Source organism: Sphingomonas sp. (genome assembly GCF_048595155.1).
Classification (GTDB): Bacteria; Pseudomonadota; Alphaproteobacteria; order Sphingomonadales; family Sphingomonadaceae; genus Sphingomonas_I.
In genome coordinates, this window is record NZ_JBMDXN010000129.1 from 20,427 (window position 1) to 38,644 (window position 18,218).

General features: G+C 66.1%; 16 protein-coding genes. 6 read left to right on the top strand and 10 right to left on the bottom strand.

Annotated elements, in window-relative coordinates; genetic code table 11:
- Positions 1-11 precede the first annotated feature (11 nt).
- From ACOJSI_RS19985 to ACOJSI_RS19995, 3 genes are read right to left on the bottom strand one after another with little or no spacing between them, the layout of a single operon-like run.
- A complete protein-coding gene (locus ACOJSI_RS19985) occupies positions 12-1,037 on the bottom strand; it encodes a lactonase family protein (protein ID WP_420140076.1) in 1,026 nt (341 codons plus the stop codon).
- 14 nt (positions 1,038-1,051) lie between these two features.
- Positions 1,052-2,107 (bottom strand): zinc-dependent alcohol dehydrogenase, encoded by a 1,056-nt coding sequence (locus ACOJSI_RS19990; RefSeq protein WP_420140077.1) that lies wholly within the window; start codon positions 2,105-2,107, stop codon positions 1,052-1,054.
- A gap of 38 nt (positions 2,108-2,145) precedes the next feature.
- Positions 2,146-2,892: an SDR family oxidoreductase gene (locus tag ACOJSI_RS19995; protein ID WP_420140078.1), complete on the bottom strand. Its 747-nt coding sequence runs from the start codon at positions 2,890-2,892 to the stop codon at positions 2,146-2,148.
- Positions 2,893-3,144: 252 nt separating this feature from the next.
- On the opposite strand from ACOJSI_RS19995, the gene ACOJSI_RS20000 reads away from it, so the two are divergent.
- From ACOJSI_RS20000 to ACOJSI_RS20025, 6 genes are all read left to right on the top strand, one after another.
- Positions 3,145-5,238, top strand: a complete 2,094-nt coding sequence (locus ACOJSI_RS20000; RefSeq protein WP_420140079.1) for an FUSC family protein — start codon at positions 3,145-3,147, stop codon at positions 5,236-5,238.
- The gene (locus tag ACOJSI_RS20005) at positions 5,235-5,450 is read left to right on the top strand and encodes a DUF1656 domain-containing protein (RefSeq protein WP_420140080.1); all 216 of its coding nucleotides are present in this window, start codon (positions 5,235-5,237) and stop codon (positions 5,448-5,450) included. The genes ACOJSI_RS20000 and ACOJSI_RS20005 overlap by 4 nt, the downstream gene beginning before the upstream one ends.
- Positions 5,447-6,322 carry an efflux RND transporter periplasmic adaptor subunit gene (locus ACOJSI_RS20010; protein ID WP_420140081.1) on the top strand — a complete coding sequence of 292 codons (876 nt, stop codon included), beginning with the start codon at positions 5,447-5,449 and terminating at the stop codon, positions 6,320-6,322. Before ACOJSI_RS20005 ends, ACOJSI_RS20010 begins: the two co-directional genes overlap by 4 nt.
- On the top strand, positions 6,319-7,710 hold the full coding sequence (locus ACOJSI_RS20015) for an efflux transporter outer membrane subunit (protein WP_420140082.1): 1,392 nt from the start codon (positions 6,319-6,321) through the stop codon (positions 7,708-7,710). Before ACOJSI_RS20010 ends, ACOJSI_RS20015 begins: the two co-directional genes overlap by 4 nt.
- Positions 7,711-7,811: 101 nt before the next feature.
- Complete coding sequence (locus ACOJSI_RS20020) at positions 7,812-8,009, top strand: hypothetical protein (RefSeq protein WP_420140083.1); 198 nt, start codon at positions 7,812-7,814, stop codon at positions 8,007-8,009.
- Positions 8,010-8,121: 112 nt separating this feature from the next.
- On the top strand, positions 8,122-10,515 hold the full coding sequence (locus ACOJSI_RS20025; protein ID WP_420140084.1) for a membrane-bound PQQ-dependent dehydrogenase, glucose/quinate/shikimate family: 2,394 nt from the start codon (positions 8,122-8,124) through the stop codon (positions 10,513-10,515).
- 7 nt (positions 10,516-10,522) lie between these two features.
- Here the strand turns inward: ACOJSI_RS20025 and ACOJSI_RS20030 are convergent, their stop codons facing one another.
- Genes ACOJSI_RS20030 through ACOJSI_RS20060 form a run of 7 tightly spaced genes read right to left on the bottom strand, consistent with a single transcriptional unit; the run spans position 10,523 to position 18,094 of the window.
- Positions 10,523-11,533: a UDP-glucuronic acid decarboxylase family protein gene (locus ACOJSI_RS20030; protein WP_420140085.1), complete on the bottom strand. Its 1,011-nt coding sequence runs from the start codon at positions 11,531-11,533 to the stop codon at positions 10,523-10,525.
- Positions 11,530-12,627 carry a CgeB family protein gene (locus ACOJSI_RS20035; RefSeq protein ID WP_420140086.1) on the bottom strand — a complete coding sequence of 366 codons (1,098 nt, stop codon included), beginning with the start codon at positions 12,625-12,627 and terminating at the stop codon, positions 11,530-11,532. Before ACOJSI_RS20035 ends, ACOJSI_RS20030 begins: the two co-directional genes overlap by 4 nt.
- The gene (locus ACOJSI_RS20040) at positions 12,624-13,712 is read right to left on the bottom strand and encodes a CgeB family protein (protein ID WP_420140087.1); all 1,089 of its coding nucleotides are present in this window, start codon (positions 13,710-13,712) and stop codon (positions 12,624-12,626) included. The genes ACOJSI_RS20035 and ACOJSI_RS20040 overlap by 4 nt, the downstream gene beginning before the upstream one ends.
- A complete protein-coding gene (locus tag ACOJSI_RS20045; protein ID WP_420140088.1) occupies positions 13,709-14,818 on the bottom strand; it encodes a CgeB family protein in 1,110 nt (369 codons plus the stop codon). Before ACOJSI_RS20045 ends, ACOJSI_RS20040 begins: the two co-directional genes overlap by 4 nt.
- A complete protein-coding gene (locus ACOJSI_RS20050) occupies positions 14,815-15,915 on the bottom strand; it encodes a glycosyltransferase family 4 protein (RefSeq protein WP_420140089.1) in 1,101 nt (366 codons plus the stop codon). The genes ACOJSI_RS20045 and ACOJSI_RS20050 overlap by 4 nt, the downstream gene beginning before the upstream one ends.
- The gene (locus tag ACOJSI_RS20055; RefSeq protein ID WP_420140090.1) at positions 15,912-16,985 is read right to left on the bottom strand and encodes an SDR family NAD(P)-dependent oxidoreductase; all 1,074 of its coding nucleotides are present in this window, start codon (positions 16,983-16,985) and stop codon (positions 15,912-15,914) included. The genes ACOJSI_RS20050 and ACOJSI_RS20055 overlap by 4 nt, the downstream gene beginning before the upstream one ends.
- Positions 16,982-18,094: an NAD-dependent epimerase/dehydratase family protein gene (locus tag ACOJSI_RS20060; protein WP_420140091.1), complete on the bottom strand. Its 1,113-nt coding sequence runs from the start codon at positions 18,092-18,094 to the stop codon at positions 16,982-16,984. Before ACOJSI_RS20060 ends, ACOJSI_RS20055 begins: the two co-directional genes overlap by 4 nt.
- Positions 18,095-18,218: the final 124 nt, after the last annotated feature.

Genomic DNA, 18,218 nt, shown 5'->3' on the forward strand with positions numbered 1-18,218 from the left:
ATCCGGCGAAATCATGGTGCGGCAATCAGGAAGGCCGCGCCGGGGATGGACAGGTTGGTAGCGGTCGGCTGCAGCCGACCCTCGTCGTCGACATCGAACGCGGTGATGTTGGCGCTATGCTCATGCACGACGATCAACTGCCGTTCGGCCTCCATCAGCACGAACTGGCGGGGAGAGGCGCCGCCGCTCGGCACATGCTGAAGCAGGTGGAGCGCGCCATCATCGTCCCAGGCGAAGACGGCAATGCTGTCATGGCCGCGGTTGCTGACATAGGCGCGATCACCCGCCCGGTTGAGCGTCAGATGCCCGCCCAAGCTTTCGCCGCGATATCCCTCCGGCAAGGTCGATCGCACCTCGCGCGGCACCAGCTGCCCGTCGTCGCGATCCAGTACGGTCAGCGTACTGGCAAGCTCGCTGACCAGAAGCACCCGAAATGCCTGGGGATGGAAAGCAAGATGACGTGGTCCCGATCCCGGCGGCGCGCGATAGGCGACGCGGCGTGCCCCGGCGACAGCAGTGCCAGGCGTGAAATCGTAAACGAGGATCTCGTCGGTCCCGAGATCGACGTGATAGAGAAAGCGTTGGTCCGGGCTGAAACAGGCGCAATGGGCATGGGGCCCGTCCTGGCGATCCTCGATCGGGCCATGGCCGGAGTGCGCGAGGATGCGCGCGGGCTGGGTCGGGAGGCCATCGTCGTCCAGCTGCAACAGAGCGACGCTGCCGCTGCCATAATTGGCGACAGCCAGGCAGCGCCCGGACGCATCCGCCGCCACATAACAGGGCTCCGACCCACCCGTTGGCGCCTGCAGAAGCTTGCGCCAGCCGCTCTCCGTGAAGCGGAAAGCGCCGACACTGCCGGTCGCCTGCTCGGCGACAAAATAGAAAATGCCATGGCGTGCGGAATAGGTGCCGAAGGAGGCATCTTCGGCATCGGCATAGGGTTCCCCGCCCGACCAAGTGCCATCCTTGTGGCGGAAGAGGGGATGCAGGCCTCCGCCGCCCGACATATGATAGGTCCCGCAATAGAGGGCGGGCATACCGGCAGGAGGTGTCACGGAAAGGTTACCGCGACGAACACGGCGCCGGTTCTCTCTTTCGCGTCCGCGACTTCGAATGCCTCGTTGATGCGATCGATCGGGAAGCGGTGGGTGATCAGCTTCTGCGCGTTCAGCTTACCCCTGGCGAGCAGCTCCAGCACCATGCCCTGTTCCGGGTAGATGTCATGGAAAGCGAAGCTGGCGCTGGGGATGATCCGGATCTCCGACATCTGAATGCGCTGCCATTCCAAGGGGATCGCAATTTCGCCATCGTCGAAGCCACCGACGATCACGACCTTGCCGCCGCGCCGCGCCATCCGTGTTGCCAGCGGCAACGTCTTCGGCATCGATGGCCCACCCGCGCATTCGAAGCAGATGTCGACGCCGCGGCCGCCGGTAAATTCCATCACCCGGGCGGCGGCATCGGCGTGCGCGCTGTTGACGACAAGATCCGCGCCCAAGTCGCGCGCCACCTCGAGCGCGCCGTCGACCAGATCGACGATGATGACGTCCGCGCCGCTGAGCTTGGCGAGCTGGAGCTGGCCAAGCCCGATCGGCCCCGCACCGATGATCGCGATCTTGTCGTTCACGCCCACCTGCGCAAGGTGATGGGCGTGCAGGCAGACCGAGAAGGTGTCGATCAGGGCCGCTTCCTCGAAGCTCACATGATCGGGTAATTTGTAGAATTTCTTCTCCGGCCCGCACACGAACTCGCCATAGGCGCGCGATACATATTGCGTCCGCACATCGTAGAGATGCTCGCAAATATTGTAGCGCTGCACGGTGCAATAGTCGCAGACGCCGTCGCCCATCACGGTTTCGATCACGACGCGGTCGCCGGGCTTCAGATTGACCACATTGGCGCCAACATCGACGACCTCGCCCGCCAGTTCGTGGCCGACAATGTGGCATTCCAGTGCGGGATCGGCCTTGTTCCAGTGGCGTAGATCGGTGCCGCAAATCCCGGCAACCTTCACGCGGGCGAGCACGAAATCGTCAGCAGGGATGATCGGGCGGTCCACCTCCTTCACGGTGAATTTGCCGTCGGCGGTTTTCAGGGCAGCCTTCATCGGCGCGCTCCTGGATGGGGCATTCTCGTCCGCCGCACTCAGCTCGTCTTCTGGATCAGGGGCTCGATCCGCAGATTGACGATGTCGGTGCGTTTGGATCGCGTGAGGACGAAGTGAATGGCATCGGCGACGTCTTCGGCCAGCAGCATCTGCTCCGCCTTGATCGCCTCCTGCTTTTCGGCATCGCTGCATTCCTGCATCGGCGTCGCGACCGATCCTGGCTGGATGACGCTGACCTTGATGTTATGGGGCGCAATCTCCTTGCGCAGCGTCTCGGCAAAGGCCTGGATGCCGGCCTTGGTGGCGGAATAGACGCTTTCACCCTCCGCCTTGATCTCGGTGCTGATCGATCCGACGAACATCAGGTGGCCGCCGCCCTTCTGCTCCATACGGTGGATGGCTTGGCGCGCGGAGGACAGATAGCCGACCAGGTTGGTCTCGATCACATAACGCCAATCCTCCTCCTCCATCTCGTGGAGGGGGTCCGCGCCAAGCGCGGCACAGGCGACCAATATGTCGAGCCCGCCCAGCTCCCGGTCGACGGCGGCGAATACCTCTTCGATGCCCGTGCGCGTGGCGGCATCGGCCACCAATCCCGTACAGCGCCCGCCGCCTTGGCGTGCAAGCTCCAGGGCTTCGTCCAGCGCATCTTGGTGGCGGCCGAAGGTCAGCACATGCGCGCCCTCGCGCGCCAGCAATGCGATGGTCGCACGGCCGATCCCGGTGGTGCCGCCGCTGACGAGGATCCGCTTGCCTGCCAATGGAGTGGGGGTGATCACACGCATGCTGATCCCATTCCGACAGGACGCGCGCGGAAATCTTTTGCTATTGCTCGCCACGTCATGGGTTCAACCTCCGACAAGACATGCCCGACTAACCGGATCGTCGCGCGGATGTTCCTGAAAACATGCGAGAAATAACCTGCGTTAGGGAGGTTTGGACGCATGCCCGCTTATCGCCAGCGTCGGTCCCGCCGGTGAGGAGTGACGGGGTCAAAGGTGTATCGCCCGCAGCCCCGCCTGCGATAGGATGGCAGCATGACAGCGCAGGCACTCCCGACGCGTAGCGAGGTGGATAGACCTACGCTGAGGATGCGGCTTGCCCGTCTCGGCAGCGAACCGGCGCTCTTCTCGGTCAAGTGTTTCGCGGCGGCGATGCTCGCTTATTATGTGGCGCTGCGGATCGGCCTTACCCGGCCCTATTGGGCAATCACCACCTCCTATATCGTCGCCCAGCCGCTGGCGGGCGCCGTCCTGTCCAAGGCCGTCTTCCGCGTGGCGGGAACCGCATTGGGCGCAACGGCCGCGGTCGTGCTTGTCCCGACCTTCGTCAATGAACCAGCGGCGCTGAGCCTGGGGCTGGCCCTGTGGCTAGGTGTCTGCCTCTATTTCTCGCTGCTCGATCGCACGCCGCGCGCCTATATCTTCCTACTGGCGGGCTATACCGCCAGCATCATCGGCTTCCCGAGCGTTGAGGTGCCTGGTCAGATTTTCAACGTTGCCATTCTGCGCGTGCAGGAGATTGTGATCGGCATCCTGTGCGGCAGCCTGATCCACGGGGTCATCCTGCCGCGATCGGTGGCGGACCAGTTGCTGCGCCGGGCCGATACGATCCTGGCGGATGCCGAACGCTGGACGGCGGATTCGCTCTCCGGTGAGGGCGGCGCCGCGCTGGCGCGCGATCGCCGGCGCCTCGCGCTCGACGTGAATGAGCTGCACCAACTGTCGATCCACCTGCCGTTTGACACCGGGCGGCTGCGCCCGCGCGTCCGTACGGTGCGCGCGCTGCAGGACGAATTATCCTTCATCCTGCCGCTCGCGAGTGGGGTTGAGGATCGACTGCGCGAATTGATCCGGGTCTGCGGCGCGATCCCGGCCGATCTTAAGGAATTGCTCGCCCGCATTCAGGCGTGGTTGGCGGCCGGTGCGGACGAGCAGGGCGGCAATCATCTGGTCGCGCTGGCCGCTGCGGCAGAGCCGGACATCGTTGCTCCGCTGCAATGGCGCGATGCCTTGCGGTTGAGTATCACCGCCCGGCTGGGGGAGCTCGTCCAAGCACATCGCGATGCGCGGCTGTTGCGCGAGCAGATCCGTGCGCCCACTGCGCGGGCGGTCTCGCCCAGCATCGCCACGCTGCTCGCCGCGACCGGGCGGCGCGCGCTGCACCGCGATCGCGGCGTGGCGATACGCGCGGCGGCGGGAACGACCGCAACCGTGCTGCTCGGTTGTGCTTTCTGGATCTTGACCGGCTGGCCTGACGGGGCCGGCGCGGTGCTGATCGCGGGCGTGTGCTGCGCCTTGTTCGGCAGCAGCGATGAGCCGGCGCCGGCGATCATGAAATTCTTCTGGGGGTCGCTGCTCGGCATCGGCCTCGCCGCGCTTTATGCCTATGCGATCCTGCCGCGGGTCACGACCTTTCCGATGCTGATCCTCGCGCTGGCGCCGACCATGCTGATCCTGGGTGCGTTTCTTGCCGACGCGCGCCCGTCGTTCGTGGGGCTCGGCGCAGTGTTGGGCGTGCTCAACAGCATCGGCTTGAACGATCGCTACACACCCGGCTTCGAAGGCTTCATCAACGGCTCGCTCGCGCAATTGATGGGCACATTGTTCGCGGTCGTGACGGTCGGCCTGTTCCAGACGATCGGCACCGCGCGCAGTGCGGAGCGCCTGATCCGCGCCGGCTGGCGCGACCTTGCCCGCCGCAGCGATCTGCGCAGCCCACCCGACGCAACCGGCTGGACCAGCCGCATGCTCGATCGGATCGGGTTGCTGGCGCCGCGTCTGGCGGCGCGCGGTGACGATCCGGGCAAGCCCCTGCTCGACGCCTTGGTCGATCTGCGCATTGGCCTGACAGTGGGCGAGCTGCGCAACCTACGGCGCGGCGGAACGGAGGAGGAAGAGGCGCTGATCACGCCCGTGTTGCGCGGGATCGCCAAATATTATCGTGGGCTGCGGATCGATGCGCCGGCCGAACCATCGTCCCAATTGCTGGAATGCATCGATAATGCCCTGCGTGTGTTAGCGCAGGGGCCCTCGGCCGAACGGCGTCGCGCGGCGGTGCTGGCGCTGACGAGCCTCCGTCGCAACCTGTTCCCGCGGGCAGCCGGATTGAACGAGGAGACGGCGGGATGAAGGGCGACATGATCGTGGCCGGCGTCTATTTCCCGACCTTGCTGCTGCTGGGAATCATCGCGCTCGTCCTGACCGGGCTGTTGACCCGGCTGATCAACCTGGTCGGCGGCTATCGCTATGTCGCCTATCGCCCCCTTGCGGATCTTGCCTTGTTCGTCATCATTCTTGGTTTGTTGTCCTTTCTGACCTCGCGTCCCGGCGCCGGCGCATGAGGAGTTGGCTTGCCCCGCTGGGCCGCCTTGCCATCACGCTCCTGCTGGTCGCGGCGGCGTTGCTCGTGGCGGTGTGGCTGTGGCATCGCTACGAGCGCGATCCGTGGACGCGCGATGGCCATATCCGGGCCGATGTCGTGCGGGTTACCCCCGACGTGTCCGGTCTCGTGACCCAGGTGGCGGTACGTGACAATCAGCGCGTCAAGCCGGGCGATCTGCTGTTCGTGGTCGATCGGCCGCGCTTCGCTTTGGCACTGGCCCAGGCCGATGCAGCCATCGCCAGCGCTCGTGCGACGCTGAACCAGGCGCGGCGCGAATCCGCGCGCGATCTGGCGCTGGGCGATCTCGTCGCGGCGGAAACGCATGAGCAGAATGTCGCGCGGGCGGCGACGGCGGCCGCGGCGCTGGCGCAGGCGCAAACCAGTCGGGATCAGGCCGTGCTCAACCTGCAGCGCACGACCGTCCGCGCGACCGTCAACGGCACGGTCACCAACCTTGATCTCCACCCTGGCGATTATGTCGCGGCCGGCCAGCAGGCACTGGCCCTGGTCGACGACGATTCGATCCGGGTCGAAGGCTATTTCGAGGAAACGAAGCTGCCCCGCATTCGCATCGGCGATCCGGTGCGCGTCCAGTTGATGGGCGATGCGGCGCCGATCCGCGGGCATGTCGACAGCATTTCCGCCGGCATCAGCGACAGCGAGCGCACCAATGCCGGCAACCTCCTCCCCACAGTCAACCCCACCTTCGCCTGGGTCAGATTGGCCCAGCGCATCCCGGTCCGCGTGAAGCTGGATCAGGTTCCCGCCGGCACGCGCCTGATCGCCGGGCGCACCGCCACCGTCACGATCCTGCCGCAGGCCGGGCGTTGAGGCATTTCGTCTGGCTGGTGGCGCTGGCGCTGGCGGGTTGCGTCGCTGGCCCGGACTATCAGCTGCCCGATCGCGCCGTCGTGAACGCGCCCGCCGCCCAGGGGCGCTTCGACAGCGGTACGGCGCCGGTCTTTCGCCAGGCGCCGCTGCCGGATCATTGGTGGGGCCTGTATGATGATGCCCGGCTGGACGCGCTGGTCGGACAGGCGCTGGCGGCCAATGCCGATCTGCGCGTCGCAGATGCCAATCTACGCCGCGCCGAAGCGATCGTACGCGAGGCGGAGACGGCTCGGCGAGTCGCCACCAGCGCGGGCGGCGGCGCCACGCTGGCGCGCCCGTCCGGAACAGGCGGGGCGTTGCCGGGCACGGTCGGCTATGATCTGGGCTTCAGCCTGGCCTATCCGCTCGATCTGGCCGGACAGATACGGCGCGGGATCGAGGCGGCACAGGCGGATGCCGAAGCCGTGCAGGCGGCGCGCGACGATGTGCGCGTGACCGTCGCGGCGGCCACCACGCGCGTATATGCCGCCGCCTGTGCGGCCAATCAGACGCTGGCTGCCAATCAGCGCATCGTGGCGTTGCAGCGGCAGACGCTGGACGTTACCCGGCGCCTGTTCCGGGGCGGCCGCGGGACCGCCTTCGATGTGACGCGTGCGCAGACGGCGCTCGAACAAAGTCAGGCGCAAACCCCGCCCATTCTCGCCGCGCGCCAGGCTGCCCTCTATCAGCTCGGCGCCTTGTTGGGCGCGCCCCCGGCAACCTATCCGCGCGAGGTCGAACGCTGTGCCGCGACCCCGGCCTTGTCGCGTCCGATCCCGATCGGCGACGGTACCGCGCTGTTGCGACGGCGGCCGGATATTCGCGCCGCGGAGCGTCAGCTCGCTGCCGCTACGGCACGGATCGGCGTCGCCACCGCCGATCTCTACCCGCAGGTCAGCCTTGGCGGCTCGGTTGGGCTGACCGGCCCGGTCGCCAGCATCGGACGTGGCAATGACTTTGCGGTCAGCCTGGGCCCGCTCGTCTCGTGGAGCTTCCCCAATCGCGCCGCGGCCCGTGCCCGCATTGCGCAGGCAGGGGCAGCCGCCGATGCCGCTGCGGCACAATTTGATTCCACCACGATCGAAGCACTGCGTCAGACCGAAACGGCCCTGTCCGCTTATGCGCAGGAACTGGATCGCAACCGCGCGCTGCGCCTTGCCCGCAATAGCGCCGCGCTGGCGACGGATCAGGCGGGACGGCTCTACCGGTTCGGCCGGGCGGGCTTCCTGGACGTATTGACGGCGCAGGCGAGCCTCGCGACCGCAGAAGCGACGCTGGCGGCTTCGGATGCGATTGTTATCGACCGTCAGGTCGATCTGTTTCTGGCTCTCGGCGGTGGGTGGCGGTGAAAGGCCGAAAATGGACCTAATGTCCGTCGAACCTTAACGTAAGTCACGGTAGCGATGGCCTTGCCATGTCACTTCGGCAGCAAAGGTATGGAGTCGCGGCGATGGCGCCAGACGATCAGGAATATTTGCAGCGGCGCGCGGAAGCGGAACTGGAATGCGCGCGACGTGCATCGCATCCTGCCGCGATGCGCGCCCATTATCTCCTGCTGGGCTATTATCTGAACAAGCTGTTCCCGGGCGGCGATGACGTTAAGCAAAGCCGATCTTCGCTCCAGATTGTCGGGCAGACACTCGCATAACAGGCAGGCGACTGTGATCGTGCCGCCTTATTGCGCCCTGTGCGGAACGGCGCTTCGGGCGGGATGTTTGGGCTAAACCCAGCTGCGACTGCGCGTGGGACGAGGTGCTACTATGGACGCCGATACTTCCCAGCCGATCCGCCATTCCCGCATTCCCGCGATCATCATCGGCGGCGTGATCACGCTGATCGGCGTGATACTTGCTGTTGCCGGTGCCTGGCTCGCGCTGCTCGGCGGCTCGGCCTATTACGTCATTACGGGTAGCGCGATGATCGTGGCCGGTTGGTTACTGATCCGCCAACGGCTCTTGGGTCTGTGGATCTATGTTGCGATCGTCGCCGCCACGATCGTCTGGGCCTTTTGGGAAGTCGGTACCGATGGCTGGGCGCTGGTGCCGCGCGTGATCGCGCCATTGGTGCTGCTGATCCTGGCGCTGCTGGTTGCGCCGACGCTGACGCGCGCCGCCCATCGCTGGCGCTGGGCCTTGGGTGCCATATTGGTGGTGGTGCTTGGTACCGCCGTGGTCGGCGTCGTGCTCGGCCGGATCAACCAGCCGCAGGTGCTGGCGGCGCTGCCCGATCCCGGACCGGCGATGGCCGATCCCGCCGCCCTGCAGGCAGATGCGGATTGGCCGGCTTATGGCGGCTCCTATAGCGCCCGCCGTTTCTCGCCCCTCGCGCAGATCACGCCGGCCAATGTCGGCCAGCTCCGTCAGGTGTGGCTGACGCACACCGGCGATCTGCCGTCCTCCGCCAAGATCCGGAACACTTATGGGGCGGAAAATACGCCGCTGAAGATCGGCGACACCCTTTATGTCTGCACGCCGAAAAGCATGGTGATCGCGCTCGATCCCGCAACCGGCAAGCAGCGCTGGCGCTATGATCCGCAGGTTTCCGATACGGCCATTCCCTATACCGCTGCCTGCCGTGGGGTGAGCTATTATCCGGTGCCGGGCGCCGCCGTGGGCAGCCCCTGTGCCACGCGCATCATCTACGGCACGCTGGATGCGCGCATGGTGGCTTTGGATGCGCGCAACGGCCGCCCGTGCGAGGATTTCGGTACGCACGGCCAAGTCGATGCCAAGATCGGCATGGGCGTGGTTCCCGCGGGTTTCGTCTCGATCAATTCGCCGCCGACAATCGTGCGCGGGGTGGTGGTGACCGGGCATCAGGTGCTCGACGGCCAGGATCGCTGGGAGCCGTCCGGCGTGATCCAGGGCTTCGACGCGGTCACCGGCAAGCTGCGCTGGGCGTGGGACATGATGCACCCGAACTGGAACGGCTATCCCCCGCCGGGCCAGACCTGGGCGCGCGGAACGCCCAATATGTGGACGATTGCCAGCGGCGATGAGCAGCTCGGCCTTGTCTATCTGCCCATGGGCAATTCCACGGCGGATTATTGGAGCGGCAAACGCCGCCCGCCGGAAAATTTCTATGCAACCTCGCTCGTCGCGATGGACGTGACTACCGGCAAGCCGCGCTGGCGCTTCCAGGCGGTACGCAAGGATGTCTGGGATTATGATTTCGGTGCCCAGGCAACCCTGATCGATTATAAGGGGGCGCCGGCGCTGGTTCTGCCGAGCAAGCAAGGCGATATCTATATCCTCGATCGGCGGACCGGGCGTCCGCTGACCCCCATCGGCACGATCAAGGCGCCCGGTGGCGGCGTCGAACCGGAACAGCGCGCGCCCACGCAGATCGTTTCCTTGTGGCAGACGCTGCGTAAGCCGCCGCTGACGGAAGCCGATATGTGGGGCATGTCGCCGATCGATCAGCTCGCCTGCCGCATTCAGTTCCGCCGGGCGAGCTATAAAGGGTTCTTCACGCCGCCGGAGGCGGACCGGCATTCGATCGAATATCCCGGCTATAATGGCGGCACCGATTGGGGTGGCGTCGCGGTCGATCCGCGCCGCAGGGTGATCTTCGCCAATTATAACGACATGCCCAATTATGTCCGGCTGGTGCCGCGCGCGATCGCCAACAAGAAGGGGTGGGCCCCGCGCGATCAGGCCCGTGGCAATATCGGCGGCGCGGAAGGCGCAGGCGACCCGCAGGCGAACACGCCTTATGCGATCGACGTCAATGCCGGCTGGCGGCTCCCGATGACCGGCATGTTGTGCAAGCGCCCGCCTTATGGTGGCATCCGCGCGATCGATATCGCCAGCGGGAAGACCTTATGGGATCGCCCGTTCGGTACGGCGCGCACCAATGGGCCGTTCGGCATCCCATCCATGCTGCCGCTGACGATCGGCACACCCAATAATGGCGGTGCTGTCGTAACGGCCGGGGGCGTGGTCTTTATCGCGGCTGCGACGGACAATCTGATCCGTGCGATCGATCTGCGCAACGGCAAGACGATCTGGTCGAAGGTGCTACCCGCCGGCGGCCAGGCGACTCCCATGGTCTATGCCATCAACGGCAAGGAATATCTGGTGATCGTCGCCGGCGGCCATCACTTCATGGAAACGCCGATCGGCGACAGCGTCATCGCCTACGCCTTGCCCTGACCACGCCTCATTCGGCAGCAACGGCTTCGGGTGTCGCCTTGGCGAGATCCAGGTCAGCGGCGAACCAGGCGCAGGTGCGCTCGACCCCATCCCGCACGCGTACGGTCGGGGACCAGCCGAGCCATTCCTGCGCACGGCTGATGTCCGGACGGCGGCGGCGGGGATCGTCCTGGGGCAGGGGCATGAAGGTGATGTCATCCGGCGCGCCGACGATGTCGCGGACCATCTCCGCCAATTCCCGCACCGTCAGCTCCTCCGGATTGCCGAGATTGACCGGCTGGGTGCCGTCCATCTCGCTTTCCATCAGCCGGATCAGCCCGTCGACCAGATCGGAGACGTAGCAGAAGCTGCGTGTCTGCGTACCGTCACCATAGATGGTGATCGGCTGCCCGGACAGCGCCTGGCAGATCAGGTTGGAGACGACACGGCCGTCATCCGGATGCATGCGCGGGCCATATGTGTTGAAGATGCGGGCGACGCGCACATCCGCACGTCCCAGCCGGGCATAGTCGAAGGTGATCGCCTCCGCCGCCCTCTTGCCTTCGTCATAGCAGGCGCGCGGGCCGATGCAGCTGACCCAGCCGCGATAATCCTCCCGCTGCGGGTGATGCTCCGGATCGCCATACACTTCGCTGGTGGACGATAGCAGGAAGCGCGCGCCCGAAAGCTCCGCCAGCTGCAACAAGGCGCTCGTGCCGATCACATTGGTCAGCATCGTATGTTCGGGGTTGGCCTGATAGCGCGGCGGGGAAGCGGCGCAGGCAAGATTGTAGATGCGGCTGATCCGCGGCGCATGGCTCAGCACCGCACGCGGCAGCGGCTCGGTGATATCCGCTTCGATGAAGCTGAAGTTGGGATATTCCTCCAGCAACTCGATGTTGGCGGTCCGGGCGGTTTGCAGATTGTCGATGCACAAGACGTCGTGCCCTGCTTCCAGCAGGGCGGTGCAGAGGTGGGTGCCGATGAAGCCGGCACCGCCGGCCACCAGGATAAGATCGCTCGTCCGTCCGATCATCATGCAATTTCCCGTAGTGTAGCGTCTTCGTGCGGGCCGTTTGTGCGGCCTTCCGATGCTTCGTTGAGGTGGGCTTCCAGTTCTGCGGCGCGATGCGCGGCCGTATGTTCGGCGAGCACGCGGGCGCGCGCCGCGCCGCCGATGGCGTCGCTGTCGGCGCGATCCAGCGCCGCGATGACATCGGCGCTGCTGTCGGCCAGAATGATCTCGGACTCCGGCGCCAGCAGCGCGTCGAGCCCGGCCCAGCGATCCGACACGATCGGTGTCCCGCAGGCCGCCGCTTCGAACAGGCGCACCGACGGTGACCAGCCGGCCGCGATCATGTCAGCCCGGGTGACGTTCAGCGCGAAGCGGGAGGCGGAATAGAAATCGGCATGGCCGGCAGGCGGAAGATGCTCGATCCGCTCGACATTGGCCGGCCAATCGATGTCGTCCGGATATTGCGGGCCGGCCACGACGAAACGCCGATCCGGCATGGCGCGGGCGGGTTCGATCAGCAGCCGTTCCAGCGTCGGCTGCCGATCCGGGCTATAGGTGCCGAGATAGGACAGGTCCCACCGCTTTGGCACACCGGTCGGCCGGTAGGCGTCGGGATCGACCGAACAATAAAGCGCGCGTGCGGCGGGCGAGCCGTAGCTCTCCTCCAGCAGCCGCAACGTCGGCCCCCCGGTAAAGGAGAGATAGACATCGTAGCCGGGAATGACCTCCGGCGAGAGATATTCGAAATCGCCCCGCGCCAGCTTGGCCAGCGTCACCGGAGTATCGATATCGTAGAAAGCGGTGACGCCTTCAGCGATGCCCTGGACATAGCGCGCGATCGCCACGCCTTCGGGGACGTAGGATCCGACGATCACCGCATCCGCCGCGGCAATCTCGTCCTGCCACGCCGTCAGCGCCTCCAGATCGTCATAATAAGCGAGCCGGCAGAAATTGGGATCGGTCAGATCGCGCTGGCTGGCATACCAGGGCACGTTGCGTTCGAGGAACAGGATGTCGTGCCCACGTGCGGCAAAGGCCTTCAGCAACGCGCGGAAGGTTGTGGCGTGACCATTCCCCCAGGAGGAGGAGAGCGACAGGCCCAGGACGACGAGCTTCATGCCGCCTCCCGCGCCCGCGCGAAATGCGCTTTGAACAAGGCGTCCACCTGCGCCCCGCGCAGGCGATACGTATGTTCGGCCATGACGCGCACCAGCGCGGCCTCGCCGATCGCCTTGGCTTTGGCAGGCGTCAGCGCCGCGAGATGTTCGGCAACATCCTGGCCATCGCGGGCGACGAGCACTTCGACGTCCGGCTTCAGGAACAGGCCCAGCCCTTCCCACGCGTCGGTGATCAGGCAGGCGGCGGCGCCGGCCGCCTCGAACACGCGGGTTGCGGGCGAGAAGCCGATATGCGCCATGCTGTCGCGCGCGACGTTCAACACCGCCAGCGGTGTGCAATTGAAGGCGTTATGCTCGGCCGTGTAGACATGCCCGCGATGGCGAACATTGGCGGGCATCGCCTTGCTGTCCCAGCCGTTGCCGCCGATCAGAAACTGCCGGTCGGGCAGCGCCGCCGCCGGCTTCAGGAAGAATTCTTCCACCCGTGCCTCGCGGTCCGGCAGGCGGTTGCCCAGGAAGGCGAGGTCGCAACGGAAGCGTTCGTCGGGCGGCACCGGGTGATGCGTGGACGGATCCAAAGCGTTGTAGACGGGCACGCACTCGCGCGCGCCAAAGCCGCGATAGGCGTCGATCACCGGCTGGCCGCCACCATAGGTCAGGACCATGTCGATATCGGGCAGGGCGGCGATCACCGGATGCGATGCGTCGGCGCGCATCTCGTCCAGCGTGGCGGCGGCGTCGACGTCCCAGAAGATGCGGAGCGCATCCGGACGCGCCTGGGCGACAATCCCTTCCAGCAACTCGCGGTCGAACACGCCGACGCCGTTGGCCTTCACCACGATGTCCGCCGCCGCAGCCTCGGCCAGCACGGCACGCATCGCTTCCTCGGTGGCGGGGTAGACCACCGATCGCGCCCACTCCGGCGGGTCGATATCGCGATGCTGCTGGCGGTCGAATGCATCGGGTTCGTAGAAGGTGATGTCGTAACCGCGCGCCGCCAGATCGCGCAGGATGCCCCGATAATAGGTCGCGGCTCCGTTCCAGTAAGAGGATACCAGGCTCGAGCCGTAGAAGGCGATCTTCACGCGGCAGTCTCCAGATTGGGGGCGCGCAGGCGCGCGACGATGGCGAGCAGCTCATCGACGCGGTGGGCGCAGGTATGGCGGGCACGGACGGTCTCCAGCCCCGATGCGACAAGGCTGGCACGCAGCGCGGCATCCTCGCGAAGCGCACGCAGGTGCGCCGCCATGGCCGCTCCATCGCGGGCGATCAGATAATCCCTGCCGCCCCGAAACAGCCCTTCGCTATCCTCCCACGGCGCCGAGACGAGTGGGATGCCGCAGGCCAGCGCCTCGAACATCCGAATCGTCGGAATGCCGGGCAGGATCGTCGAATAATAGCGGCGGGGCACATGGACCGTTGCCAGATGTTGGGCAAAGATCTCCGGCGCGCGCGCGTTGGGCGCCCAGCCATGATAGGCGATGCCATAACGGGCCAGTGCTTCCCGGGCCTCGTCCGGGTAGCGCACGCCGTAAATATCGAGCGGCAGGCCGACCGCCTGCGCCGGACGGAACAGATATTCCTCCAGCTCCTGCGTGCGTTCGCCATCGCCCCAATTGCCGATCCAGACGAGTCCGCTGCGCCGGCCTTCCTGCGTCGGCGGATGGAACAGACGCGTGTCGGCCGCCTCGTGCCAGGTCCAGACGCGGTCGCCCCAGCCCCAGCGGCGATAGACGTCGGACAAGGTCTCGCCGAACGCGAGTATGCCATCATAGCCGGACAGATCGAAGGCGCGGATCGCGTCGGGATCGCTTACCGCGCGGTGATGCGTGTCGTGGAATAGCAGGGTGAAGCGGCCGCCGGCGCTCCGCATGCGGCCGATCTCGGCCACCAGCGCGGGATCGTTCCACTCATGCATGATCACCAGATCGGCACCGTCCACCATCGCCGCGCGATCCGCCTCCGGCTGGTAGCTTTCGCTGCGCAGCTCGGGATAGGCATGGCGAAAGGGCGACAGGCCGGCCTCGCCATGATCGGCCAGCAAATTGGCGAGGCTCCAATTGCTGGCCGGCTCGAGCGAGCCTACGCGGTGGCCGCGTGCGATCAGTTCGCGCAGCACGCCCCGCAGGAAATGCGCATTGCCATGGTTCCAGCAGGAGGCGAGGCTGTGCGTGAAATAGACGATATTCATGCGGCCGCCTTCGCCGCCGCGGCCGGTACGACGTTGCGATAGAGCGCCGCGGTCGCCGCTGCCATCCGGTCGGGCGTGTAGGCCTGCGCGGCGGCACGGGCTTTGGAGCCGAGCTCGGCCCGCAATGCGCTATCGCCTACGACTGCGCCAATCACCCGCGCGAAGCCGTCCGCATCCATTGCCGGCACGAAGATCGCGGCATCGCTCCAAAGCTCGCGGAAGGTCGGGATGTCGGACAGGACCAGTGCGCAGCCGGCGGAGGCTGCCTCCAGCACGGCCAGCCCGAACGGCTCGTAAAGCGCGGCCGACGCGAAGACGGGGCGGGGGGCGAGGCATGCGGCCAGCGTCGCTTCATCGACATTGCCCGGCGTGTAGAGATGCTCAAACCGCACCTGCTCGCCATGCGGCGCCTCAAGCGGCCCGAACGCCTTGAAGGGTACGCTCAGCTGGCCCGCCGCCCGATCGAGCGTGGCGACATTCTTGCCCTTGTCCCATAGCCGGCCGGCGGTGATCGCGAAATCGTGCGGGGCGGCATCGGCATAAGCGCGCGCCGTCCGCCCATTATGGACCACCGATGGGGTGACCGGCAGATCATAGGCCGCTTGGGCTTCGGCGGCGAAGGCGGCGCTGGGGCACAGGACACGGTCGGCCGCGTGCAAACCTGCCCGCACCAGATCGGTCTGCCAAGCGAAGCTGGCGGGTGGCGGACCGTCGCCAGCCGCGTGCCACCACGTCTCGACACAACTGTGCAAAGCCGCGACAACCGGCGCCGGGAAGTCTGCCGCTCCGGCAAAAGCGGGCTGGTTGAGGTGGACGATGTCCGCCTTGATGTCGGTAGCAAGGACGGCCAGCGCGGCGGCGCTGGCGCGGACGGCAGCCGCATCGGGTGCCAGCCAGTCGAGCGGAAGGCCTGTTTCGATCAGGCGCACGCCCGACGCCGCGTCTGCTTCTGCCTGCTGCGCCGCGCTCGGCGCGGGGCCGAGCACCGCCAGGATCGGATCATAGCCCAGCGGCACCAGCGCGCGCGCCAGCTCCAGCGCATAGGTCCAGACGCCGCCGATCGTATCGGCCGTCATCAGGACGCGCGGGCGCCTCATGCAGCGGCTTCCAATACGGCTGCAGGCGCGGCCAGATTGCGCTCGGCCGCCAGCCATGCGGCCAGGCGGGCGACGCCCTCCTTCCACGGCACCTTGGCGCCCAGGCCGAGGGCCGCCTCCGCCGCGCGCGTATCGGCGACGAAATAGCGCTGGTCGCCGGCGCGCCAGTCGGACGTGCCGATCTCCAACTCGCGCCCCAGCAACGTACCGATATGGCTGAGCAGTTGCCGCAGGCTGACCGCATTGGCCGGGCCGCCGCCGAGATTGAAGGCGCGTCCGCTGACCGCGTCGATCCGCTCCCACGCTTTCACATAAGCGTCGACCGCGTCGGACACGTCCAGGATGTCGCGCACCTGATGGCCGTCGCCATACAGCGTGATCGGCTTGCCTTCCAACGCCCGGATCAGGAAGTGGGCGACCCAGCCCTGATCTTCCGTTCCCATCTGCCGCTGGCCATAGATGCAGCTCATCCGCAGGACGGCGGAGGCGATCCCGAAGCTGCGGGCATAATCCAGCACATATTGGTCGGCCGCCCCCTTGGAGCAGCCGTACGGCGTATGGAAATCGAGCGGACGGCTTTCCCCGATGCCGTGGTCCCGCACCGCGGCGTCGCCGGGGACGTAGCGATCGCCCTCCAGCTGGAAGTCGATATCGGCAAGATCGCCATAGACCTTGTTGGTCGACGCGAAGATGATCGGCGCTTTTGGATTGCGCGTGCGCAATGCATCCAAAAGGTTCAGCGTGCCGACGATATTGATCGTGAAGTCGTCGCGGGGATCGACCATGCTCGTCGTCACGGCAACTTGCGCGGCCAGGTGGAAGACGGCTTTGGCGTTGGCCGCCGCATCCGCCAGCCGATCCTCGTCGCGGATGTCGGCGATGATCGCCTGGACGCGATCGCCATGGCGCGACTGAACCCAGGCCAGGTTGGTCTCGACCCCCGCCCGCGACAGCGCGTCATAGACCACAACCTTATGCCCGGCGCCCGCCAGCCGATCGACCAGGTTGGAGCCGATGAAGCCGGCGCCGCCGGTGACGAGGATCGGGCGATCCGCTCCGTCGATGCTCATGCGACCAGCCCGCGTGCTTCGAGCTCGGCCCGCATCTGTTCGACCCGGTCCTGCGCCGTCTGCTGTGCGACCCAGATCGCGAGTTCCGCCAGGCCTTCCTGGAAATCCTGCGTGGCGCGGAAGCCCAGCTTGTCGGCAGCGAGCGACGTATCGCAGAAGCAATGGCGGATATCGCCGATCCGCGCCTTGCCGACAATCTCCGGCGCGATCTCGTTCTTGCCCATCGCGCGGGCCAACTCGGTCGCGACCTCGGTCACCGATCGATCGGTGCCGGAGCCGATATTGAAGGTGCCGCCGACCGCGCTGGGCAGAACCAGCGCATCGGCGAACGCGCGCGCCACGTCGGAGACGTGCACGAAGTCGCGCCGCTGCTCGCCATCCTCGAAGATCATCGGCTGCTGCCCGTTCAACAGCCGCGAGGCGAAGATCGCCAGCACGCCGGTATAAGGATTGGAGAGCGCCTGGCCCGGTCCATAGACGTTGAACAGGCGCAGGCAGACGCCCTCAATCCCATAGGGCGCCGCCATGATATGGGTCGTGCGCTCCTGCACATATTTGTTGAGCGCGTAGATGGAGGAGAGGTTGGGGCGCTTCCATTCAGGCGTCGCCACCGGCGTCAGCGGCCGGCCGAGATCGTCGATCGGCTCCCAATTGGCCTGGCCGTCCTTTAGCCCCTTGCGCTCGGCGTCCTGGACAAGCTCGCCCTCGGCGTCGCGGTACAGGCCCTCGCCATAGATCGACATGGAGGAGGCGGTGACGACGCGCCGCACCGGCTGGTCGATCAGCGCCTCGAACAACACGGCCGTGCCGACGTCATTGGTCGAAGTATATCGCTCGACCTCGTACATCGATTGGCCGACGCCGACTTCCGCCGCCAGGTGGATGACGCTGTCGACACCCTGCAGCGCCTTGGCCACCACATCCTTGTTGCGAACGTCGCCGCGGATCAGTTCGGCGTGCGGGTTGAGCATCTGCGATCCGTCGGTCTCGCCGTGGACCTGCTCGATCAGGCTATCGAGCACGCGCACCTCATGGCCGCGCCGCAGCAGCTCGTCTGCCACGAAGCGCCCGATGAACCCTGCCCCGCCCGTAATAAGGATGCGCTCCACATGCCCTCCCAATACTAATTTGGATTAGTATCTAACTTAGGTTAACACTGGTTAAAATAAATACTGGAAAAGTTCTAACTTAACTTATATCAGGGCACCTTCCTGCCAATATCTATCAGGCAGA